We start from the raw sequence: 21195 nt of genomic DNA, 5'->3' as shown, positions 1-21195 counted from the left end.
TGTTCGACGCCCTCCTGCGAAAATGGGCGCCGACCATGGGTACAGTTCCAGCGGGGTTCCCGAGGCCTGGTGGGGTTCTGCCAGGAGATTTCACCTCGGCATCGCGTCCGCTTCCGCGATCCCCTGAAATCGCTCGAGGCCACCGTCATCGAGGGATGCCGGTCCATGGTCGACGTCGCTACATACCTCAAGACAAGAGGGGGCAGTGAAGCCTTACGTTCTGCTGGACCACAACGGCTACAATGCCCGCGTGTGAAATGGTGGCCTACGGGAAGGTAAACGCCGTGCGTGGGGCCTGCCTCGTGCGCATGCCTGCCGAAAGAATCGTGGTCATGGATCGGGGCGACAACGACTACCGTCTTTTCGAGTCGATGGACGACCAGGTATGGTTTTTGACACGATGCAAATCGAACGCGCGGTTTCAGATCGCGGCAGACGGACAGAGACGACGAGGCGCAAGGACCTCGGGGCCGACCCGATCATTCGGCTGGAGGGCTTGTCGAGATTTTCTTCAAGACGATCAAGCAGCCCTTGAAGATCAAGACGTACGTCGGGACCAGCGCCGACGCGGTTCTCGCGCAGATTTGGCAACTTCGATTGCCATGCTCCTGCTCAAGGGCCTGCAGCACAAGTCGCAGTAGGGCAAATTGCTGCGGCTCTAGGTGGCGCTGGCACGCTGGAATCTGTTGAGCTATAGGGAATTATGTACGTGGTTCGATGATTACTACGACACCCGGCCACAGGATTGCTGCTGGCCCAGCCGATCCACCTGACCTCGGACAGCATCCTCGGAGCGCCGGCATGAAGCACGTTGGCTTCATTCAAGAAATCGAAAGAAGCCCGCGAAATCCCGAGTGAAAACGCTGCCCAGGCCCTTTATGTCCGCCGTTTTTGAACAGCAGAGGATCCGGTGCCTTTCCACGACAACTGAAGCCATAAGAAGGTTTTCGAGCGCAACGGTCCCGGATCGCCTCGCGCTCGACACATGTTCATTGTTGGCGAAAGGCGAATCGGGTGTTCAAGAAAGCAAAATAGGCACGTAGAAACTCGCTCAAAGCGCGAGAATTATTCAGTCGGGTTGGATATTCGAAGGTCTTTCGGACTGAAGACTGCGTTTCTCCAATTGATCAAGCCGTGCTTCGAGCTGAGCGCAACGTTGGGCGATCCGGGATCGGTCTTCCATCAACCGCGACAGGGAGACAGAAAAGTGAAAGGCAACCATGAGGAGAAAGGTGAAGATCACAGTTACAACGAAGGTCACATACTGCATGCCGAGCAACGCACAAAAAAAGTCGAGCACGCGAACAAAAACGGCGCAGAGCATCAGCATCAGACCCGTGAACATCCACAAAATGGCATACCGCTCCTGGACATGCGATCGCCGAACGGCCTCAAACGTCACAAGAAGCACGACAAAACTTAAGATGCCCATCAACAGGCGAATCCGGGTCAAAAAACTCACCTGATTCAGGCGGAGAAATAAATTCAGGTCCGCGGACAAGGCCGCAAACAGAGCGGCGCTGGCGAGGAGAATCGCACTCCGAAAAACACCAATCCTCCCTGCCCGGACGGCGATCACGAACACTAATAGAACCGATCCGGCCAGAACTGCGAAGATCGCGCGGGCCAATGTCGGCCCCACCGGTTCGACCAGGGCATCGACCCAGCCCTGCATGATATCGACTGCATTCATCCGACGCGGATGATGTCGAATTTCCCTGCCCGCGTCGACCCGGGAGATACGCGATTGCCGGGCCCCGTTCCGCCGCTATGGAATCAACTGGCGCCCGCCAGTTGGCTGAATCTCAAACGGTCGCCGTCAGCGGTGACTTCAACGGCCTCTGCATTGTTCAAATTGCCCCGGAGAATTTCTTCGGCGAGGGGATCTTCCAGGTATCGTTCGACCGCGCGGCGCAAGGGGCGAGCCCCGTAGAGGGGATCGTATCCCTTCGCAAGCAGAAACTCTTTTGCGGATTCCGTAAGATGAAGCTCAACTTTTCTGGAGGCCAGGCGGTCCTGGACCTTGCGGACCTCAATATCGAGAATCTTCATCACATCCTGCTTGGTGAGCTGGCGGAAGACGATGATATCGTCGATCCGGTTGAGCAGCTCTGGCTTAAACGCTCGCTTCGCCTCTTCGAGCATTTGCGTCTTCAACCGCGCGTAGTCAGCCGTCGGCGCAACCTCCCCGAATCCCAGGCCTGTCCCTTTACGGATCAGGTCGGCGCCGATGTTTGAAGTCATGATAACCACGGTATTCCGGAAATCGACGCTGCGTCCAAGACTGTCGGTCAATTTGCCCTCCTCCAAAATCTGGAGAAGGATATGCATGACGTCGGGATGCGCTTTTTCGATTTCATCAAAGAGGACAACCGAGTACGGGCGCCGCCGGACTTTCTCTGTCAGTTGGCCACCCTCGTCATAGCCGACATAGCCCGGGGGCGACCCGACGAGCCGCGAGACGGCGAACTTCTCCATGTACTCCGACATGTCGATCTGGATGAGCGCATTCGCGTCGTTGAACATGAACTCAGCGAGCGCCTTGGCGAGCAGGGTCTTGCCAACGCCTGTGGGTCCGAGAAAAACGAACGAACCGATTGGTCGCCGCGGATCACGCAGGTCGGCGCGGGAACGGCGGAGGGCTTTGGAGATCGAGGCTACGGCCTCTTCCTGGCCAATCACCGATTTCTGTAGCTCGGCCTCCATGTGCAATAGCCGAGCGGTCTCGCGCTCTTCCATCCGGGATAGCGGGATCCCCGTCCACTTGGAAACGATTGTCATGATGTCTTCTACGTCGACGGTGACAATCGTCTCATCGCGGGTTTTCCGCCACTCACTGAGAATTCGTTCAACTTCTTCTGTCGCCTGGCGCTCCTTGTCCCGATAGAGTGCGGCTTGTTCAAAATTCTGCGATTTGATCGCCTGCTCTTTGAGTTTCCGAATCTCCTCGATTTGCGACTCTTTTTCCTTGATGTCCGGCGGCCGGGTCATAGCCGCAATTCGGGCCCGGGCGCCAGCCTCATCCATCACATCAATCGCTTTGTCCGGCAGGTATCGGTCATTCAGGTATCGGGCCGACAGCTCAACAGCGGCGGTCAGGGCTTCGTCCGTAATTCGTGCATGATGGTGCGCCTCATACCGAGGACGCAATCCCTTCAGAATTTCGATGGCCTCGGGAATCGTCGGCTCCCGAACCATGACGGTTTGGAAGCGGCGCTCGAGGGCTGCGTCTTTCTCAATAAACTTGCGGTACTCGGACAATGTAGTCGCCCCGATGCACTGCATTTCGCCCCGCGAAAGGGCGGGTTTGATGATGTTGGAGGCGTCCATCGCACCTTCCGCGGAGCCAGCGCCGACAATCGTGTGGAGCTCATCGATGAACAAAATGATATTCTTGTTGCGCTTGATCTCATCCATTACGGCTTTGATGCGCTCCTCGAATTGGCCGCGATATTTCGTTCCGGCGACCATCAGAGCGAGATCGAGCGTCACGACGCGCTTGCCGCGCAGAAGCTCGGGAACGTCGCCACGCGCAATCTGCTGGGCAAGTCCCTCAACAATCGCGGTTTTGCCCACACCCGCCTCGCCGAGGAGCACGGGATTGTTTTTGCTCCGCCGGCACAGGATTTGAACCACTCGCTCAATTTCGGCGGCTCGCCCGATGACGGGGTCCAGTTCCCCCTTTAGAGCAAGCTCCGTGAGGTCCCGCCCGAAAGTGCTTAAGGCGGGAGTCTTGCTGTCCCGCGCGGCTTGGGAGGCGCCTTGTTCGCCCGGTGCGCCCGGCGATGGCTTGCCACCGGGGAGCGTATCCATTTCCGGGTCATAATTCGGATCGAGTTCTTTCATGATCTCGATCCGTGTTTTCTCCAAGTCGACATTAAGGTTGCGCAACACACGCGCAGCGACGCCCTCCCCTTCGCGGAGGAGCCCGAGCAGGATATGCTCGGTGCCGACGTAGGCATGATTCAGCGCGCGGGCTTCGCTTCCGGCCAAGGCAAGGACCTTTTTGACGCGCGGCGTAAAGGGCAAATTCCCGACGGTCTTGGTTTCGGGACCTACTCCGACAGCCTTTTCGACCTCCAAGCGGACCATTTCGAGATTCACGCCGAGACGCTGGAGGACATTGACGGCCACCCCCTGGCCGAGCGCTATGATCCCGAGGAGGATATGTTCGGTCCCCACGTAACCGTGGTTGAACCGGTCAGCTTCCTTGCGAGCAAGTTGAAGCACCTGCTGGGCGCGTGGCGTAAAACTGTTCATTTCCTCATTCATTCTTTCCGGCGCCGGGTCTCCGCGGCGAGCCGCTCCCGAACCAAACGGGCCCGGTACCGATCGCGTTCCTTCGGTTTCAACGCTTTCGACTCCAATTTTTGCAGGTGACCCGGCTGCGTCAACAACATGAGCTCGTCGACGACCTGCCGACTCACCGCTGGCAATATACCCAAATCAATCCCCAAACGCAAACCCGACAGGAGATCGAGCGCTTCCTTGGATGTGAGGATATGTGCATGGCACAGGATCCCGTATGCGCGTCCGACGTGGTCCCGCACGACGGTCTCGCGCCGCTCCAACAGCCGGGCCCGCGCGTTCCGTTCGTGCTCAACAATTTCCTGCACAATCTGCTCGATGAGATGGATAATCTGATCCTCGGGATCGCCGAGTGTGATCTGATTGGAAATTTGGAACATGTTACCGGCCGCTTCCGTCCCCTCGCCCCAGAGACCACGAACCGCCAACCCGATCTTCCCCATCCCTTTGATGACGGGATTGATCTCGTTCATCAGTACCAATCCGGGAAGGTGAAGCATGACGCTCGCCCGAAGCCCCGTCCCGACATTCGTGGGGCACGCCGTCAGGTAGCCCAGCTTCGAGGAAAAGGCGTAGTCAAGCCGCTCCTCGATTTCCGAGTCGAGCCGGTCGACGTCTTTCCACAATTCGCGCAAGCTGAGGCCGGGGCGCATCCCCTGCAGCCGGAGGTGGTCTTCCTCGTTGACCATCACCGACAGGGTTTCGTCGCCGCGAAAGACCAAGCCGCTGCCGCGGGTTTTTTCCGCTTGTTCCCGGCTGATCAAATGGCGCTCAAACAGAATTTGGCGGCCCAGTTCCGACAAATCTCCCATCGCGACCGCTTCGGCCGGCTGCAGCGAAGGCACACCGGAGAGGACGGGGGCGATGCGGTTCCAAAGTCGTTCGCATTCGTCCGGTCCGGCCCAGCCAGGAAAGGCGGCGTCCCTGACGTTGCGAGCGAGGCGTATGCGGCTGCTAACGACCGGTCCCTCACTCGAGCCCACCGCGAGCCACGCGCACGGTTGGTTGACGAGTTTGTCCAGATTCATGGAGTTCCGCTCGCGTCCGACTCGTTTAGCCGACGGCGGCATGCGAGAATTTCATCGCGAAGGCGCGCGGCCTCTTCAAAATTCTCCGCCGCAATCGCCTTGTCCATTTCCTGTTGAAGCCGCGCAAGTTCGGCGCTGGCCCGGACCCTTCGGCTTTCCCGTGCCGGCACCTTGCCCGTATGGTGATCAGCCCGATGCATGGCCTTAAGGAGAGGAGGAAGGTCCTCGGCGAACGCTTCATAGCAGGAGGCACAACCGAATCTACCGGTCTTCTTGAAGTCCGTGCGGCGCATGTGACATCGCGGGCAGGATCGCTCCGACTCCTTTGCAGAGGATCCGGACAGTCCGCCACCTAGCAAGCAGTTCGCGATTGAAATGGGTGCATCCAGATTGACGCCCATCTCCTTGGCGCAGCTCTCGCAAAGATGGAGTTTGGTGATCTGCCCGCCCACCACCTGGGTCAAGTGAAAAACCGCCTTATTCTGATGGCAATGGTCGCACATCATTGCCAAACTCCTCCCCCTCACTCGATGGGTGTGCCGACGCGTCGGGCATAGCGGGAAAACGCAGCGGCCAGTTCCCTGGTTTTGGGCCCCGGTTTTCCATCGCCAATAGGCCGTCGGTCGACATTCACCACCGATATGATTTCAGCAGCCGTTCCGGTCAGAAAGACCTCATCTGCGGTGTAGACATCATATCGTGTCAATACGTCCTCCTTCACGGTCAGACCGTGTTCTGGCGCAAGCTGCATCACCACCGCGCGCGTAATACCCTCGAGCGACCCGCACCACGGCGGCGGCGTGATCAACGTGTTTCCGCGGATGACAAACACGTTATCGCCGGACGCCTCAGAAATATACCCCTGAGGGTTCAACATAAGGCATTCCATCACGCCGGCGTTGATCGCCTCAATTTTCGCCAGCACGTTGTTGAGATAATTGAGGCTTTTGATTCGCGGGTTCACCGCCTCGACATGGTTGCGAAGGGTGCCGACCGTGATCACGTGCAGCCCCGTTTCATAAAGTTTCTTCGGATAAAGCTGGATATTTGCGGCGATGATGATCACCTGCGGATCCTTGCAAAGGTAGGGGTTGAGCCCCAACTCGCCGATGCCGCGCGTGACGACCAGCCGAATATAGCCGTTCTTGATGCCGTTCGCGGCGCAGGTCTTGACGACCGCTCGGCACATTTCAGCCCGGCTCATGGGGATCGTCAGCGCGATCGCCTGCGCCGAGCGGTACAGCCGGTTCACATGTTCCTCGAGCATGAACACTCGACCATTGTAGGCGCGGATCCCCTCGAAAACGCCGTCGCCATAGAGCAGGCCGTGGTCAAACACGGACACCCTCGCGTCCTTCTCCGGAACCAGTTTGCCGTTGATGTAAATCTTCATACTGCGTCCCTTTGCCGTCGTATTTTTTACATAGTATCGCAGCAGTGCCGATTGCGCCAGCCGACTCGATGCTTATACCGCCTGCAGTTGGCCGTCACGCAGGACAAGCTGCCGCTCGCAGAGCCGGGCGATTTCTTCGTTGTGCGTCACTAGCACCAGTGTCAACCTTCGGCCGTCGGCGAGCCCAAACAAATCATCCAGCACTCGCCGCCCGGTTGTCGAATCCAGGTTGCCGGTGGGCTCGTCGGCGAAAAGCACCGCCGGATCGTTCATCAACGCCCGGGCGATCGCCGCCCTCTGCTGTTCCCCGCCGGAGACCTCCACCGGACGGTGCCGCAGACGGCTGCCGAGCCCCACGCGGTCCAATAGGGTGCAGGCGCGTTCGCGCAACTCGGACAATCGCCGCAGCGCGCCCCGCTTGTGAAGGGCGGCGACCATCACATTCTCAAGCAGGTCCAGTTCGGGCAGCAAGTGATAGGCTTGGAACACGAACCCGACCTGGTCCGATCGAAAAGCCGCAAGCTCCGATGGAGGTAGGGCGTAGAGGTCACGGCCTTCGAAGAAAACATGGCCCTGGTTGGGTCGGTCCAATCCGCCGAGCACATGCAGCAGTGTGCTTTTGCCTGCCCCGCTTGCCCCCGTGATTGCCAGGCGCTCCCCGCGCCGGATCGTGAGGGAAACGCCCCTGAGAACCGGAATCCGCACACGCTCTAACTCGTACGACTTGTGGAGCTGCTCGGCAACGATTTGGACCGAAGCCTCATTCATATCGCAAGGCCCGAACCGGATCGAGGCGAGCGGCGCGGTACGCTGGAATCACCCCCGCCAACGTGCAAATCGACATCACCGCGATCGCCACGAGAGTGATGTCCGACGCGGACACCACCGCGGGAATCTCGCTCAAATGATAAAGTTCCTTGGGGAAGAGCTCGACATCGAGCTGGTCAGACATCAGGCGAAGCAGGTCATTTCGGTAACGCAGAACCGCAAGGCCTGCGCCTATTCCAAGGAGGGTCCCCAGCGCGCCCTCAAAAGCGCCCTGCCACAGGAAGATTCCCATGATACTCCGACTTGAAACGCCAAGCGCCTTGAGAAGGCCGATTTCGCGCGTCTTTTGAACCGTCACCGTAATCAACGTGTTCGTAATTCCGAACGCCGCAACCACCGTGATGAAGATCAAAAGGAAAAACATCATGTTTTTTTCCACACGAAGGGCGGCAAAGAGCTGCCGGTTTTGCTCCATCCAGGTAACCACGGCGTACTCCGGAGAAATCGCCTCCTCGATCCGCCGCTTAATCTCGCCGACGCGCAAGGGATCACGCGTCATGACCAAAATCGCATGAACGCCCCTGTCGATCTTGTAGAGCTCGCGCGCCCGCTCCAGAGACGTCAGGACGAACCCCACATCGAATTCCCACATCCCCAAGTCGTACAATCCGGCCACCGTGAATTCTTCGGGCAGGTAGACCTCGTCGGCGGCCACGAAATGTTGGGGGGAATAGATGAGCACGCGGTCGCCCACGCCCGCGCCCAATTGGCGGGCCAGGTCGCGACCCATGACGAGCCGATCGTCGGCGACGTTGAATTCGCCGCGCACCATGTGTTCCGGAATTCGGCTCACGCGGCCCTCGCGAGCAGGGTCGATTCCGCGGACGATCGGCGTCTGGACCCGATTGCCCTTTTGCAAAAACACCAATCCCTGTACCACCGGCGCGGCGCCCTCCACGCCCGGCACCGACTCGATCAGTCGGATCAGCTCGTCGGGGTCTTCGATGACGTCAATGCCGCTCACCATGATGTGGGCGTTGAAGCTGAGAATCTTCGTGCGCCACATCTCGTCAAATCCGCTCATTACGGACAGAACGATCACCAGCACAGCCACGCCCAGCAACACGCCCAGGACGGAAATAATCGTGATCACGGATTGGAAAGTGCGCTTGGGGCGCATGTAGCGCAGGGCGAGAAATAATGAAAACGGTAGATGCATTGGGGGCAGTTATACGCGAAATGCCTCCGCGCTCAACGGAATTAGCGGCCCGCCAGCGAACGGCACGATGTCGGAACTCTCAAAATGTCCCCCCATGTTAATTTGTAATACATGTCCGCTTGCCGGATGAGGGGGCAGGCGGCCGGGATGCCGATCCCGCAGACCGCCCGCTAATCCGCGCCGCAATCACTACGTTTGCTCGCCTCGACGATTTCTAACCAGCGTGTTCGTCAACCCCGGCGGCATTAGTCTCAGCAATTCCCAGGCTCACCGTGCCCCGCTAAACAGATGACAGGAAAGCATCCGTAGCCTGGGCCGTCGGCCCCGGTAATTTGGATTTTGAGGAAGACACTGTAGCTGGTCGGCGACGGTTCTTCTTCGGGTTCATCGAGTGCTGCCAGAAAACATGAGGATGCCTCTGACGCCGCAACTGTCGGCCGAACCCCGACCCGCATTGCGTTCGGCGCACACATCAAACGCCTGTTTCCACATCGCCGCCGACTTCTGGCTCATTCGTCGATTCTGACTCCTTTGATGTTTTCCGATTGCCTCAGGCCTCCCTCCTCCGCCAGGGTCGTTCGAGTACGCAAGGGGGCTTTTTCAAAGAGTCATGACAGCCGACGAACTGCGCGATTGACGCCCGTGCAAGCCCCGCTAGCTTGATAGCCATGCCAGACATTGCCATCCGCGAGCTCTTCGAAAAGCGCAACCGTCCGCTCCTTTCGCTTGAGTTTTTCCCCCCAAAGGACGACGCCTCATGGCCACTGTTGCACGAGGTCGGATCAGCGTTGCGATCGATCCAACCGGACTTCGTCACATGCACATATGGCGCAGGCGGATCCACTCGCCGCCGGACCCTGGAGGTGTGCGAGCTTCTCCGGAATATCGGATATTCGCCGGTGATGCCCCACCTGACCTGCGTGGGCCACAGCCGTCTCGAGCTCCAACAAATCCTCCGCGAGTGGCACGCGCTCGGATATCGGAACATCATGGCCCTACGTGGCGACCCACCTCGGGGGTTTTCCCAGTTTCGCCCCGCCCCAGACGGGTTCAGCCACGCCTCCGAGCTCGTTGAGCTGATTCGGATGGAATTCCCCGACATGTGCATCGGCGTTGCTGGCTATCCCGAGACGCATCCGGAATCGGTTACGCCAGAAGCCGACATCCGTCACCTGAAGGCGAAAGTTGATGCCGGCGCGTCGTTCATCACGACGCAACTCTTCTTCGAGAACAAATTTTATTTCGATTTTGTGGATCGATGCCGCCACGCCGGCATCGAGCAACCAATCCTGCCCGGTCTGCTCCCCGTCATATCCCTCAAGCAGGTCCAACGAATGTGCGCGATGTGCAAGACCCACCTGCCGGAGCCGCTCATCGCCGAGCTCGAAAAAGCCGGCGGAGAAGGCGAGGCGGCGGAAGAAGTCGGCATCCGCTGGGTGGAACGCCAGATCGAGGACCTGCTCGAGCATGGCGCGCCAGGGGTTCATCTCTACATCCTCAACCGCTCCAAGGCGGCACTTTCTAGAGAACTCGTCCGATTTTTTGCGAACCGATAAGCGGTAGGAGAGTTTGATCCCGCTTGACCCAAAAATTCCGGGCGGTATTGATTGATATGTCAAACGAAGGTCTGAGCATGGCCGTCGACGTCTGGAAAAGTTACGAGGAGAACACGCTGACCCACAGCGCGGCGCATTACCTCATGACAATCCGGGAATTGCTCGAAACCCAGGGTTACGCTCGGGTCACGGATATCGCCAAGCGGCTGAACATCACCCGAGGAAGTTGTTCGATCAGCCTCAAACCGTTGAAGCGGCGCGGCCTGGTCGTTGAAGACGCCAATAAGTTCCTCCAGCTTTCGCCGGAGGGCCGGCGTCTCGCGGAAATCGTCGAACGAAATGATGAACTGCTCGAAATCTTTTTCCGCGACGTGCTCGGGGTCAACCCCGACCAGGCTGAAATCGACGCCTGCAAAATTGAGCACCTGCTCAGCATCGAGACCAGCGTTAAGCTCTGCAACTTCATCGAATGCATTCGATCGGGCAGCCCGGCGGCCCGGGCTTTCCTCGACCAGTTGCGCCAGCAAGAGAGGGCGTGCAAACACGAGGTGCGAACCTGCCCGCATTGCCAGGAAACCTGCTTCTTTGAAATGCAGAAGATCGAAGTCGATTCCTCCAAAAAGAGCTTGCGAAAATCTAACCGTTCCTTCACATCCGCTTGATCAGGCGCCGCTCCACTCTCCTTCCGTGAGAGGAGGATCGCGGTGACGAATTGCGCGACGGATAATCATCGGAATCTTGGCCCGGTGCGGCCGGCGCGTTCGGATGACGGGGATGCCTGGCGGCGATTTCTCAAGCCACTTCGCGAAATCGCCGGCCTTGAACCGGATGCGAACCTTTTGACCGTGCTGGTGCGCGTATTCTCCCGATATGCCTTTGATTACCGTCCGCTTCCGCCTTCGTCTTTCCCCATTCCCGATCCGCCCGTCGGCTCTTGGGGAGGATTCCCTCGAATCGGCCTTTTCGTGGATTCGCCTGACCACCTCAGCGGCGTCGCGAAGACGTTAGGGCACTGGCAGCGGGAGGCGCACGCCGCGGGCGTGGGACTGCGAATCCATGGCGCCTCTCCGGCTCCGCGGGCAGACAGTCCAATGGCCATTTTTCCCGCTGTCGGGACCTTCTCCGTATCTGCCTACAACGGGCTGCAGGTTCACGTTCCGCCGATTCGCGAAGTGTTGAAATACGTGAAGCGGGCCAACTTCGATATCATCCATCTGTCCACTCCAGGACCCATGGGGCTGGTCGGCTTGCTGGCCGCCCGGCTCGCAGGCTTGCCGGTCGTCAGCACGTTCCACACGCACTTCCCCTCCTATGCGGCCACTTTGTTCAGGGATCCGGCCATGGAGGACATCGGGTGGGCGCTGATGCGTTGGTTCTACCGGCAAATGGATCGAGTGGCAGCGCCGACACCAACCATCCGCGATGAACTCATTCGGCATGGATGCGACCCGGATCGCTTGTGTGTTGTCGGCCGCGGGGTCGACACGCAACTGTTCAATCCCGCCCGCCGCTGTGAGGCGTTTCGCCGCACACACGTCCACCCTCAACAGACGGCCCTTCTCTACGTCGGCCGAGTCTCCCTCGAAAAAAATCTTTCGGTCCTGGTGGATGCCTTCCGCAGGGTCGCCGCTCGTCGCAGTGACATTGCCCTGCTCGTTGTGGGAGACGGACCCTATCGGGCGCAAATGGAGTCCGAGCTGCAAGGACTGCCCGCTCGATTCCTTGGCGTCCTTGGCGGGTACGAGTTGGCGACCGCCTACGCCTCGTGCGACTGTTTTGTCTTTCCAAGCGAGACGGACACGCTCGGAAATGTGGTGCTGGAGGCGCAGGCGGCCGGTCTTCCCGTCATCGTCTCTGGATGCGGCGGCCCGAAAGATTGCGTGCAGGACGGCGCCACAGGACTGGTGATCCCCAAGATCACCGCGCAGAAACTGGCCGATGTCCTTCTCGACCTGCTGGCCCAACCCGAACGGCTGGCGGAGATGGGGACGACCGCGCGGTTGTACAGCCGCCGATTCACTCACAAGGCCTCCTTCGAGGCGTTTCGCCAGATGCACGAAGACGTGCTTGCGGCGAAAGCAGCCTAGTCATTGAACGCGTCATTCGAAAAGGTCACCGGCCTCATGCCGGGGCGAAAACCGCGGAAAAAGCCTTTGAACCGACCCTGCGCCCAAACTTTACGAATCGGAAACGGGTTTCGGTTTTTGATCGGCCATCATATACCAGGCGTCCATAAAGTCCGACCGGTTCGGGGACTCATTCGCCTCGGTCACCGCTTGGATCAACAGGCCCATACTGGCGGTGTAGTAAGGCTGCCAGAAACCGGAAGATTCATACGGGGTGATCCATTCGGGATCAACTAGGCGGGCGGGAGCCAGCTCGGACAACTCGTGGGCGAAGCCCGCTGGATCATTCATCCGCACAGCTGAAAGTAAGAAGGCAAATAGGGTCCAGCCGTCGTAAAAACCGGTCGGAATGCCCTCATGCCGGTGTTCTTCCCGCTCGACACGACTGATCATCCGCCGCAGTTCATACGCTCGCCGTGTCGGCGCATCGATCTTCAAACCCGGAAAAAGCCAGATCGGGTTAAGCTGCACGGGATGTTTTTGCATGTTTACGGCGTGCGGCGCCCCCTCATGAGGTGCATACACGTTCCACGCCTTCTCCTTCCAGAGAAGGCGGCGGTACGCGAGACCAGCCCTGATAATTTTTTTCCACGTTCCGATTTCCTTATCCGTTATGCCGAGCCGCTCCGCCATGTTGACGGCGGTCCGCAACGTGTAATCCGCGGAAAACATCGCGCACAGGTAATTTCGGGCGTTTCGCTCACCATATTCGTCCTGACCCATCGACGGCTGAATCTCGAGCGAATATTTTCCGTCTTTTTCGCGGACCAAGCCCGACGCGTAGAATCGCGCGCTCTCGCGAAGGATGGGCCACGCCACTTCGGTCGTCCACGTGACGGGGAGGAGCGCTGCAGCGTCGGCAGCCATTTTGGCCGGATACGCCGCGTTGTGAATCTGAAATTGAAAATCATTCGGAAGCCCTCCCACCGCTTCCTGAAAAAGCTGCGCGCCCGGTCCGATCGGAAATTCCCAGGACCAACAGACACCAGGCCGCTTGTAAATCTCCCGGGTAAGCTGAATTTGCTCATCCAGTCTCGCGCGATAAAACTCGACGTGCGCCTGCACGATATCCAAATGCCCAAAGCGGATCAGGGCGGGATGGACAAACGCCAAATCCTGGGGGAAGTGGAATCCCCAATTGTTTCCGGTGAAGCCCATCGGCGGCGCAGGGGCTCGAACATCCGGCCCATACGAAGCCAGAATATGATACATCGAGCGGCGGACGAGCGCTCCGAGTGGGCCCTCGACGTCCGGCAGCGAAACGGAACCCCAGCGCGTTGACCATGCGCTCTGGCAAATCCGCTCCAGATCCTTTTCTGCGTGCGTTGCCAGCCGTCTGGCCAAATCAGCCAGCTCTTCACGGCGCGACTCGGGCCCCAGCGCGAGAACCAAAGTGGCGCGGCAGCGACCTGGAGACAAAGTCAACTCAATTCCATCGGCCGACGGGCGCGCGGTCACGCTTCCCCCCCACCCTGCGCCAACAATGCCTTTGGAACTGCCGCGCTTCACGTGCAATACGCCGCCATCCTTGCGGACCTCAGCTCGTATCTCCGCAAACAGATCCTCGCCATAGCTGCTCCGATAATAGGGCGGTGAATCCAGTTTGAGCTTCGGGGGACGGTTCGACGACCATTCGAGGAGAAAAATTAAAACGTCGCGATATTCTGAATCCGGGTTCGAGAGCAATCGAACCCGATACTGAAGCCCCGGCGCCAAATAGTGGGTTGTGAGCGCGCCATGGGACAGCTCAAGGTGCTGGCGGTACTCGGGAGGCGGGGACGGCGGTTGAATCCAATGGAGCCGCGCAAGCGGCACCAACGTATCCAAACCATAACGGCCGCGGTGCCAGACATCCGCATGCGAGATCCAGGTTTGCGAGATACGGATCGGCGCAAACTCATCCTTGGGAGGGTGCTGCAAACCAAATGCATCAAAACATCCCCCGCAACGGCCGGTCCCGACATACAGGTTCACCCGTTTGTCCGGTTCGACCGGCCAAAACGTGCGGAGAACATCACCGAAGAGGAAATCTGAATCGACTCGCCGCATGGCGATTACGCTACTCTCGAGCATTCAATGCCGAAAACCAGCCTTTTTGATATGGGTAAGCATCGCGAGGCCGGCGCAACAATCCGCGCGCGTCTGATCTTTATCAGCCCATCGATCCCGACCGTGTCAAAGGGCGCGACGCAACCTCCTTCATGTTCCGCCCAATCGATCAAAAAAACGAGATGCCTATCCCCAAACCTGTTTTAAGAGCAGAAGAGCCCATCAGAGATGAAGCAGCTTCGGATAGAGGTCGGTGGTCTTCGCCCCGCGGATGTCCAGGTGGCGAACGTTCTGAATCCAACGAGCGTTCGTACCACGCTCCATCGTCGGGCATAGCGGCGCAGTGCACGTCCTGCATGACGTTCTCCGGCCTCCGATTCGATCGATTTGGCGCCATCCTGTCGATGAATTTCATCGGCCATTCCCTTGTCCAATTAATGGCTGCCAACGCTCACCGGCCAGCCTCGCGCATCCTCCCTCACCATGATTTTCTTGCCATCGCCTCCTTTCGTCGTCCCGCGCAATCCACTTCCCTCGCGCATTGGCCAACGCGCCGAAGGGCAAGCTTTTGGCACCGAACACCGCCAGTAAGGCCATACTTATGACACCATGATCCAGGATCCAAAGATACCTCGAAGAATGCCTTGCTTGTCTAACGAAGAGCCTCCACCCGCGATTTCAGTGGCTCGTTGGCAGTACGACTGAGCAGCCAATCGTATCGGCCACCAGTACGCGTGAGCATGCATAACGAAACATCATAGCATTTCTAATGGTCATAAGGTTTTCGGATAAGCTCTCGTCAGATTCACCTTCGCATCGTGCGCGTACGCGGCATATCCGACAACCACCGCCACCGTGTCCGTCGCAACATCGACGCGCTAGTAACTCCAGGACCTTAATAAACCGCCGTCATCAGATTCGTCCCCGCCGCCATCGTCACATTCGTAACCTCCTACGTCCGATCCCCAAAGATCTGGCGGATAACCCCATTCTCCGTCACAGTCCCCGCAGAAAAGTTCACCGCCACTGCCACTGGGATCGGACCGCCCGCCCACACGCTCGTCAGAATCTGCTTCAGATAGTTGAAGGAGTTGATTAACACCAATGCCTAGTTCCTGGCGCCGGATCGGATTGTCCGCCCGTCCGTAGCGATATCTAGCCCGGTCGCCCGTGATAATGTTTCCTTCATATTTATAAATGCCAGCACTTTTCTGATTTCCAATAAATGATGAAAAGACAACCAAATCGACAAATTAATCATGCTATTACATAGTAATTCCTCGATTCACTATCATGGTTTTCGAACGCTCAATAACAATTCCGCCAAGGTGCATAAGATCATTATGTAATATATCCATCTCGGGCCAGAGATTATCGGTAGACATAATCTACTCGATACGCCTGTAATAATTATGATATGGGCGAGTTCACAGTGTTACGATATCGTCATGTGAAATACGCTGGTTATACCTCCCAAGATAGTGAGAACATGGCGCACAGAAGCTAATGCTTCAAGAAAATGCGCGAGATCGTATTGCTCAGCACGAATAAACTATGCTGCTGTCAGTAGCAAATATAAAAGAACATGAAGGAATAATAATAAATATGTAAACGGTGTATTCTACAGCTAATCAGATGAGGCTAACCCTACACTTGTTGATCATGAGAACAAGTTCCATGTCTTATGATGTCATTCTCACACTTACCGACGCTCAATTGGATTGGCTGTGCCATCATGTTTCCAACGCGCCACACAATCCGCGGGGTGGACTTCCCCGCCGCAGATAAGCGAAGGGTTCTCCGGGGATCTTCTGGATCCCGGACGACGGCGCCAAGTGGAAGAACTAGCCGGCGGAGTTCGGGGCCGATAGCACGGTTTATCATGAGTTCAATAAATGGGCCGAGTCGGGTATCATTGATCGAATTGTGCGCCGGGCGGTCGCTGTGGGGAACGGCCGGACGGCTTCAATCTCTTACGAGTGTTTCATCGCCGACTCGTTATTCAAAGCGCGGGGAGGTGGCGATGCCATCGGCACGACAAAGGCGAAAAAAGGCATGAAATCATGGTGTCGGTGGACGCGCGAGGCAAGCCGGTGGCGTTGCCACCGGTTCAGCCTCCCCCCACGATAACCGGAGAGTTCAGGGATTGTTTGACTTGATGCCGACCCAGGCGATACCCGAGCGGATCATCGGGAACCGGGATTACTAAGGCGATCGACTGGACGAGAAAATGGCCGACCACGTCATCGAGGTGACCGCAGCGCATCGATCGAATCGGAGGCCGGAGAAGGTCACATAAGACGGACGATTGCTGCGTCGCCACGCTCGACGATGGACGGTCGAACGAACCATTCGTTGGATGCAGAACTTTCGCCGCCTGAGCATCCGCTCGGAGAAGTCCATCGTCCTCGACCAAGGTCTGCTTCATTTCACAGGCACTCTCCGCTCCTCAAACAGGCTTTCGGATAGGGTTTTTAGGATAGGCCGCTCCGGCAGTAAAAGATTTGCCGCTTCAGGCGAACGATTTGATCCAGCTCGATTCTTTCGGAAGAAGTCCGGAGAACGGGAACAACCTGAAGATCATTTGCTTCCCGGATGCACAAGAGGTACGCCCTGCTTGCAGAGCGGGCATTCGGCAGGCGTCCACGTAACCGGTTCCCATTCTAGCAGACTGATCAGAGGAACCTCGAACGCAGCCTTGCCGCCGCTGCGATCCACAAGCACGCACACGCCTTGTACGACGCCGCCCTGCGCTCGAATCAAATCTATGGTTTCCTGGACGCGGCCTCCCCGGGTCACGACATCCTCCGCGACGAGGAACCGTTCCTCGGCTCGTATCGCGAAACGCCGCAGCGCCAACCGCCCACTTTCCTTTTCCGCAAAAATGAACCGCCTGTCCAACGCCCGCGCGAGTTCCTGCCCCACGGCAAGTCCGCCCATGGCCGGCGCAATCACGCTGTCAATGGGCAGCCCCGTGGATTCCCATCGATGGGCCAGCGCCGAGCAGAGCCGTTCAAGCATCCGCGGCCACTGGCAGACAATCGCGCACTGGAAATATTGGTCGCTGTGAAGCCCGGAACGGAGCTCGAAGTGGCCGGACAGCAGTGCGCCGGTTTCGCGGAATATCTGAAAGACTTCTGCCGCTTGCATACTGCCCGTTTAGCGGCCGCTCGATAATTCGGCGAGAAAAAATCAGACCTTTCGCACCGGATCGAGTCCGGCGCATTATTTCGAATCCCAGGAGGAGGAGCTCAGTAACCGGTGAGGCGAAGCCGGCCTTCTCAATATCGGTAGTGGGCGGGCTTGTAAGGCCCTTCGACGGGGACACCAAGGTATTCCGCCTGCTTTTTTGTCAGTTTGTCCAATTTGATACCCAGCTTTTGAAGGTGAAGCCTTGCCACCTTTTCATCGAGCGTTTTGGGGAGAGTATAGACCCCGATGGGATACTTGCCCGGGTTCGTATACAATTCAATCTGCGCCAGCACCTGGTTGGTGAAGCTGCTCGACATTACAAAACTTGGGTGCCCCGTCGCGCAGCCAAGGTTGACCAGGCGGCCCTCCGCCAAAAGGATGATGGACTTTCCATCGGGAAAATGCACTTGGTGGACCTGGGGTTTGATTTCCGTCCATTTGTATTTTCGCAGGGCTTCGACCTGGATCTCACTGTCGAAATGGCCGATGTTGCAAACGATGGCCATGTGTTTCATCTGGCGCATGTGCTTTTCCGTGATCACATCGCAGCAACCCGTGGCGGTCACGAAAATGTCTCCGATCCGGCATGCCTCGTCCATCGGCATAACCTCATAACCCTCCATGGCGGCCTGCAGGGCGCAGATCGGATCAATTTCTGTGACGATCACCCGGGCGCGTTGCCCGCGAAGCGACTGCGCGGAGCCCTTCCCGACATCCCCGTAACCGGCCACCACGGCCACCTTTCCGGAAATCATGACATCGGTGGCGCGCATGATCGCGTCGACCAGTGAATGCCGGCACCCATAGATGTTGTCGAATTTTGATTTTGTGACGGAATCATTCACGTTGAAGGCGGGAAACAACAATTCACGGCGATCCATCATTTGGTAGAGCCGATGAACGCCGGTGGTTGTTTCCTCGCTCACGCCGCGAATTTCGCGAACCATCCGATGAAAACGGGACGGGTCCCGTTTGATCGATTTTCGAACCTGTTCAAACAGGATTTTTTCCTCTCGGCTTGAAGGTTCGCGATCGAGGATTTTCGGGTTTTCCTCGGCCTTGTAACCGAGATGGACCATGAGCGTCGCATCGCCGCCGTCATCCAGAATCATATTGGGGCCCTGTCCATCGCCCCAGTCCAGGATGCGGTCGGTAAACTCCCAATATTCTTCAAGGGTCTCGCCCTTGTAGGCGAAAACCGGGGTGCCTCGGGCGGCGATGGCAGCGGCTGCATGGTCCTGTGTGGAAAAAATGTTGCAGGAGGCCCAGCGCACGCGAGCCCCAAGGTGCTGAAGGGTTTCGATCAACACCGCGGTTTGAACGGTCATGTGCAAGGAACCGGAGATTCGAGCTCCTTTTAGCGGCTTATGATCGCCGTATTCCTCGCGCAACGCCATGAGACCGGGCATTTCATATTCGGCAAGCTCGATCTCCTTGCGACCGAATTCCGCAAGTCCGATATCCTTGACCACGTAGTCAGCAGTTTTCTTGGAAGGCATGATTTACTCCTCGCAGGGTTGATGATGACCTAACTTTAGTTGATGCCGCCGACGGGACCGGTTTAAGGCCGACAGCGATGAAAGCAGAAAATTCCGCGCGGCCCGACCCCGTCGCCGGCTCAAGACGTCTGATGTGCTGAACGGACAGGCCGGCCACCTCCATCCAGTCCCGAATCTCCTTTTCCTCAAAACCCAGCCACTGGTCGGCCCATTCGATCCGCACCCATTCCTGGTCATGCCGCGCCAAATCCAACACGATCAGGCGGCCGCCAGGCTTCAATAGACGAGCCGCCTCGCGGATCGCATGCGCCGGCCTGGCGGCATGGTGCAGCGCCTGGCTAAGGATAACATCGTCACATGAGGCGCTTACGAGTGTCGTCCGTTCCAAATCGCCTTCCGCGGTCCGGATCCGATCCTCAACGCCGGCCCGTCGGGCCCTTGCGCAAACCTGTCGCAACATCGCCGGCGATTGATCGACGGCATACACGCAACGCGCGTAATAAGCGAGGAGGATGGCGAGTGTCCCATCGCCGCACCCGAGATCGGCGACTGTCCGGTCCATGAAACCTGCCGCCAATCCCGCCGCCAGCGCGGGCCAACCCCCTCCCGGTTGGGTCCACTCGCTATAACGGCCGGCAATGTTGTCAAAAAATTCGCGGCTTTTCGCTCGCCGCCGGTCTAGGGCGTCCCGAACCGATTGTGCGTCCCGCGCCGCAGTCTTCAGGTCCGCCAGATACTTCTCCAGCAGAGCGGCAAAAGAAGGATCACGGAGCACTTCACCCGGGCGATAATATATAGAGGTGCCCTCCCGCCGGGTCTCCAACAGGCCCGTGTCTCGGAGCGGCTTGAGGTGGCGGCTGATGGTCGACTGGGGCAGCTCCAATATCTCGACGAGCTCTGCGACCGAGAGTTCGGAAATCATCACCGCATGAACTAGGCGGAGGCGGATTTCGTCGGAAAGCGCGCGAAATAGATCGAGAGGCGAGATCATTTATCTGTTTTTCCGGATGAATGAATATAGGCGAGACTACGCCTTTTGCAAATGGGAATCGCCGGTTCGGTCTTTTGAGGTCAGCCGATCTCGATCATCCGCTGAATGGCAAGCCTCGCGCGAGCGGCAATCTCAGGCGGCACGTCGATTTCGTAAACATCCTCTTGCAGCGACCGCAGAACCTTCTCGAGGGTGATAAGCTTCATGAACTTGCAGACGGCGCGCTCGCTGACCGGGAAAAACGCCTTGTCCGGGTTCATCTTTCTCAACCGGTGCAGGATGCCCGTTTCCGTCGCCACGACAAATTCGCGCGAGGGAGATTTTTGCGCGTGGCGAACCATCCCTTCCGTTGAGAGAATCTTCGCGTCGTCCATCCCGCAACATCCCGCCGTTTCCTTCATGTACAGCAGCGAGGAAACGCAGCCGCACTCCGGATGCATGAGAAACTCGGCGCCGGGGTGCGCGGCCCGCTGAGCCTGGATATGTTCGGGACGAATCCCCGCGTGGACATGGCATTCTCCGGCCCAGATCCGCATGTTGGTCCGGCCCGTCACGCGCTTGACATACTGGCCGAGAAACATGTCAGGGCAGAACAAAATTTCGCGGTCCGGCGGAATCGCACGGACCACCTGAACCGCGTTGGACGAGGTGCAGCAATAGTCGGTCTCGGCCTTCACCTCGGCGGATGTGTTCACATAACTGACCACGACCGCATCCGGATGCCGGGCCTTCCAGGCGCGGAGCTGGTCGGCCGTGATCGTTGCGGCCAGCGAACACCCGGCATCGAGGTCCGGCAGCAGGACTTTTTTGGACGGCGACAGAATCTTGGCGGTCTCCGCCATGAAGTGAACACCGCAAAATACAATGACGTCAGCTCCGGTCAGGGCTGCCTGCCGCGACAGGCCGAGAGAGTCCCCGACAAAATCGGCAATATCCTGCACTTCGGGTCGCTGATAACTATGGGCCAAAATGACGGCATTCCGACGCGCCTTCCATTCGAGGATCTGCTCGACAAGAGTGGCCTGTTGTTCAGCGACGCTCATTTGTCCCTTCCCTTTATTATTTT

General features: G+C 58.1%; 16 protein-coding genes. 3 read left to right on the top strand and 13 right to left on the bottom strand.

What is annotated here, in order from left to right:
- Positions 1-1069: 1069 nt before the first annotated feature.
- From NZ740_03985 to NZ740_03955, 7 genes are all read right to left on the bottom strand, one after another.
- Positions 1070-1693 (bottom strand): DUF2304 domain-containing protein, encoded by a 624-nt coding sequence (locus NZ740_03985; protein MCS6771166.1) that lies wholly within the window; start codon positions 1691-1693, stop codon positions 1070-1072.
- A gap of 83 nt (positions 1694-1776) precedes the next feature.
- On the bottom strand, positions 1777-4260 hold the full coding sequence (locus NZ740_03980) for an ATP-dependent Clp protease ATP-binding subunit (protein ID MCS6771165.1): 2484 nt from the start codon (positions 4258-4260) through the stop codon (positions 1777-1779).
- Positions 4261-4268: 8 nt separating this feature from the next.
- The gene (locus NZ740_03975; protein MCS6771164.1) at positions 4269-5336 is read right to left on the bottom strand and encodes a protein arginine kinase; all 1068 of its coding nucleotides are present in this window, start codon (positions 5334-5336) and stop codon (positions 4269-4271) included.
- Positions 5333-5842, bottom strand: a complete 510-nt coding sequence (locus NZ740_03970; GenBank protein MCS6771163.1) for a UvrB/UvrC motif-containing protein — start codon at positions 5840-5842, stop codon at positions 5333-5335. Before NZ740_03970 ends, NZ740_03975 begins: the two co-directional genes overlap by 4 nt.
- 17 nt (positions 5843-5859) lie before the next feature.
- Positions 5860-6729 carry a branched-chain-amino-acid transaminase gene (ilvE, locus tag NZ740_03965; protein MCS6771162.1) on the bottom strand — a complete coding sequence of 290 codons (870 nt, stop codon included), beginning with the start codon at positions 6727-6729 and terminating at the stop codon, positions 5860-5862.
- A gap of 72 nt (positions 6730-6801) precedes the next feature.
- Positions 6802-7497 carry an ABC transporter ATP-binding protein gene (locus NZ740_03960; protein MCS6771161.1) on the bottom strand — a complete coding sequence of 232 codons (696 nt, stop codon included), beginning with the start codon at positions 7495-7497 and terminating at the stop codon, positions 6802-6804.
- Positions 7490-8716 (bottom strand): ABC transporter permease, encoded by a 1227-nt coding sequence (locus NZ740_03955; GenBank protein ID MCS6771160.1) that lies wholly within the window; start codon positions 8714-8716, stop codon positions 7490-7492. Before NZ740_03955 ends, NZ740_03960 begins: the two co-directional genes overlap by 8 nt.
- A 668-nt stretch (positions 8717-9384) precedes the next feature.
- On the opposite strand from NZ740_03955, the gene metF reads away from it, so the two are divergent.
- The 3 genes from metF to NZ740_03940 all read left to right on the top strand — a co-directional run bounded on the left by metF (position 9385) and on the right by NZ740_03940 (position 12359).
- A complete protein-coding gene (gene metF, locus NZ740_03950) occupies positions 9385-10272 on the top strand; it encodes a methylenetetrahydrofolate reductase [NAD(P)H] (protein MCS6771159.1) in 888 nt (295 codons plus the stop codon).
- A gap of 77 nt (positions 10273-10349) precedes the next feature.
- The gene (locus tag NZ740_03945) at positions 10350-10934 is read left to right on the top strand and encodes a metal-dependent transcriptional regulator (protein ID MCS6771158.1); all 585 of its coding nucleotides are present in this window, start codon (positions 10350-10352) and stop codon (positions 10932-10934) included.
- A 42-nt stretch (positions 10935-10976) separates the two neighbouring features.
- Entirely contained in the window at positions 10977-12359 is a 1383-nt protein-coding gene (locus tag NZ740_03940; protein MCS6771157.1) for a glycosyltransferase family 1 protein, read from the top strand.
- Between the two features lie 90 nt (positions 12360-12449).
- Here NZ740_03940 and NZ740_03935 read toward each other — a convergent pair whose 3' ends face one another.
- From NZ740_03935 to nadA, 6 genes are all read right to left on the bottom strand, one after another.
- Positions 12450-14447 (bottom strand): hypothetical protein, encoded by a 1998-nt coding sequence (locus tag NZ740_03935; protein MCS6771156.1) that lies wholly within the window; start codon positions 14445-14447, stop codon positions 12450-12452.
- 2110 nt (positions 14448-16557) lie between these two features.
- Positions 16558-16875, bottom strand: coding sequence for a hypothetical protein (locus tag NZ740_03930; protein MCS6771155.1), 318 nt, complete (start codon positions 16873-16875; stop codon positions 16558-16560).
- Between the two features lie 152 nt (positions 16876-17027).
- Positions 17028-17597: an orotate phosphoribosyltransferase gene (pyrE, locus tag NZ740_03925; protein MCS6771154.1), complete on the bottom strand. Its 570-nt coding sequence runs from the start codon at positions 17595-17597 to the stop codon at positions 17028-17030.
- Between the two features lie 131 nt (positions 17598-17728).
- Complete coding sequence (gene ahcY, locus NZ740_03920) at positions 17729-19138, bottom strand: adenosylhomocysteinase (GenBank protein MCS6771153.1); 1410 nt, start codon at positions 19136-19138, stop codon at positions 17729-17731.
- Complete coding sequence (locus NZ740_03915; protein ID MCS6771152.1) at positions 19116-20129, bottom strand: metalloregulator ArsR/SmtB family transcription factor; 1014 nt, start codon at positions 20127-20129, stop codon at positions 19116-19118. The genes ahcY and NZ740_03915 overlap by 23 nt, the downstream gene beginning before the upstream one ends.
- An 80-nt stretch (positions 20130-20209) precedes the next feature.
- A complete protein-coding gene (nadA, locus tag NZ740_03910; protein ID MCS6771151.1) occupies positions 20210-21172 on the bottom strand; it encodes a quinolinate synthase NadA in 963 nt (320 codons plus the stop codon).
- Positions 21173-21195 lie beyond the last annotated feature (23 nt).

It is taken from the genome of Kiritimatiellia bacterium (assembly GCA_025054615.1).
Classification (GTDB): domain Bacteria; phylum Verrucomicrobiota; class Kiritimatiellia; order CAIVKH01; family CAIVKH01; genus JANWZO01.
This window is presented reverse-complemented; position numbering and strand designations above follow the sequence as displayed.

What these genes read in the sequence shown, in the direction of transcription:
- NZ740_03985 (MCS6771166.1), bottom strand. Translation starts at nt 1,693, where the DNA reads ATGAATGCAGTCGATATCATGCAGGGCTGGGTCGATGCCCTGGTCGAA.
- NZ740_03980 (MCS6771165.1), bottom strand. Translation starts at nt 4,260, where the DNA reads ATGAACAGTTTTACGCCACGCGCCCAGCAGGTGCTTCAACTTGCTCGC.
- NZ740_03975 (MCS6771164.1), bottom strand. Translation starts at nt 5,336, where the DNA reads ATGAATCTGGACAAACTCGTCAACCAACCGTGCGCGTGGCTCGCGGTG.
- NZ740_03970 (MCS6771163.1), bottom strand. Translation starts at nt 5,842, where the DNA reads ATGATGTGCGACCATTGCCATCAGAATAAGGCGGTTTTTCACTTGACC.
- ilvE (MCS6771162.1), bottom strand. Translation starts at nt 6,729, where the DNA reads ATGAAGATTTACATCAACGGCAAACTGGTTCCGGAGAAGGACGCGAGG.
- NZ740_03960 (MCS6771161.1), bottom strand. Translation starts at nt 7,497, where the DNA reads ATGAATGAGGCTTCGGTCCAAATCGTTGCCGAGCAGCTCCACAAGTCG.
- NZ740_03955 (MCS6771160.1), bottom strand. Translation starts at nt 8,716, where the DNA reads ATGCATCTACCGTTTTCATTATTTCTCGCCCTGCGCTACATGCGCCCC.
- metF (MCS6771159.1), top strand. Translation starts at nt 9,385, where the DNA reads ATGCCAGACATTGCCATCCGCGAGCTCTTCGAAAAGCGCAACCGTCCG.
- NZ740_03945 (MCS6771158.1), top strand. Translation starts at nt 10,350, where the DNA reads ATGGCCGTCGACGTCTGGAAAAGTTACGAGGAGAACACGCTGACCCAC.
- NZ740_03935 (MCS6771156.1), bottom strand. Translation starts at nt 14,447, where the DNA reads ATGCGGCGAGTCGATTCAGATTTCCTCTTCGGTGATGTTCTCCGCACG.
- NZ740_03930 (MCS6771155.1), bottom strand. Translation starts at nt 16,875, where the DNA reads ATGAAGCAGACCTTGGTCGAGGACGATGGACTTCTCCGAGCGGATGCT.
- pyrE (MCS6771154.1), bottom strand. Translation starts at nt 17,597, where the DNA reads ATGCAAGCGGCAGAAGTCTTTCAGATATTCCGCGAAACCGGCGCACTG.
- ahcY (MCS6771153.1), bottom strand. Translation starts at nt 19,138, where the DNA reads ATGCCTTCCAAGAAAACTGCTGACTACGTGGTCAAGGATATCGGACTT.
- NZ740_03915 (MCS6771152.1), bottom strand. Translation starts at nt 20,129, where the DNA reads ATGATCTCGCCTCTCGATCTATTTCGCGCGCTTTCCGACGAAATCCGC.
- nadA (MCS6771151.1), bottom strand. Translation starts at nt 21,172, where the DNA reads ATGAGCGTCGCTGAACAACAGGCCACTCTTGTCGAGCAGATCCTCGAA.